The sequence below is a fragment of the Halorubrum ezzemoulense DSM 17463 genome (assembly GCF_002114285.1).
Classification (GTDB): domain Archaea; phylum Halobacteriota; class Halobacteria; order Halobacteriales; family Haloferacaceae; genus Halorubrum; species Halorubrum ezzemoulense.
Window position 1 is genome coordinate 1 of the sequence record NZ_NEDJ01000153.1, and the last position, 1,124, is coordinate 1,124.

At 54.6% G+C, this 1,124-nt stretch carries 2 protein-coding genes; both read right to left on the reverse strand.

The window, feature by feature from the left end:
* Positions 1–7: 7 nt before the first annotated feature.
* Positions 8–571 carry a transposase gene (locus B9H04_RS17810; RefSeq protein ID WP_080508605.1) on the reverse strand — a complete coding sequence of 188 codons (564 nt, stop codon included), beginning with the start codon at positions 569–571 and terminating at the stop codon, positions 8–10.
* Positions 568–1,077: an IS630 family transposase gene (locus tag B9H04_RS17815; RefSeq protein WP_049932884.1), complete on the reverse strand. Its 510-nt coding sequence runs from the start codon at positions 1,075–1,077 to the stop codon at positions 568–570. The genes B9H04_RS17810 and B9H04_RS17815 overlap by 4 nt, the downstream gene beginning before the upstream one ends.
* Positions 1,078–1,124 lie beyond the last annotated feature (47 nt).

Here is a 1,124-nt window from a genome sequence, read left to right on the forward strand (position 1 = left end):
ATAGTGTTTAATTCGAATCTTTACCGGTGAGATACGGCCAGATGTTCGGTTCGGTGATCGCGCTTAGTCCTCGCAGAATGTAATCTTTCAGCGTCGAGAGATCTGGCATAAGGCGGTACTTGAACCACTCCTGTAGTTGGTCCCAGCACCCTTCGACAGCGTTCAACTCGGGGAGTTTCGATGGGAAGTACCACACTTCGAGATCGTCCCCACGCACGCACGAGACCGAACTGTCTCCGACAGTTTCGGTCTCGCGTTCTCCGCTCACGTGTTCCCAGAGATCCCTCGCGTAGAAGTAGCCCGCTCGATCCAGAAACACCACTAACTCCTCGCCAAACTTGTGTTTCAATGCCTCTAACAGCCGAATCCCGTGGAATCTGGTCAAGTTCTCTTCTGTCCAGCAGTAGAAGCTGTCACCGTCGTCGGTGACAGCGCCAAGCACTGTCACCGACTCCCAAGACGTTGCTGTCTCTATCGTCGGATTTGACCCGATCGGGTACCAGCCACGCCGCTGAACGGTTCCGACGTGCTTGGTGAATTGATCGACGACAACGACGGTTTTCTCGCTCAGTTCGGCTCGTTTTTTTTGACTGTCTGCTGAAACTCAGCCTTCTCTTCGGGGTCAGCTTCGTGGTGTTGAGGCCGTGCTGTCCGCAAGGACAGCCCGGCCTCTCTCAGCAATTCGTAGGCGTAGTTTTCGTGGTATTCGACGCCGTACTCCTCTTTGACGTGGTGAAGGAGGAGCTTCGCCGACCACGCTTGCTGATCGTAGCCGAGTTCGGTTGGCGGCTGTTGTAGCTGTTCGAACAGCTGCTCGCGGTCTTGTCCCTTGATTTTTCCTGGGTGTCCTGGTCGAGGAGCGTCGTAGGGGGCTTGCTCGATCGGTTCTTCTTCGAACCGATCGAGCCAGTTGCGGATCGTTTTCTCGACGACGTCATGGCGTTCAGCCAATGTATCCAAGTGATCGCCCTGTTTGCGCCCTATCGCCGCGAGAACACGTTCCCGCGGCTTTCCCTCGTCAATCTCCTCTTTAACTTCGTAGAGTTCCTCAAGCGCAACCTCGTCAAGCCGACCCATTACCGGCTCTACTACGTCTATCGGTAAATGTCTTCCTTAAACACTAT

Excerpts from the sequence above, each read along its gene's own strand:
- B9H04_RS17815 (WP_049932884.1), bottom strand. The coding sequence starts at position 1,077 with ATGGGTCGGCTTGACGAGGTTGCGCTTGAGGAACTCTACGAAGTTAAA.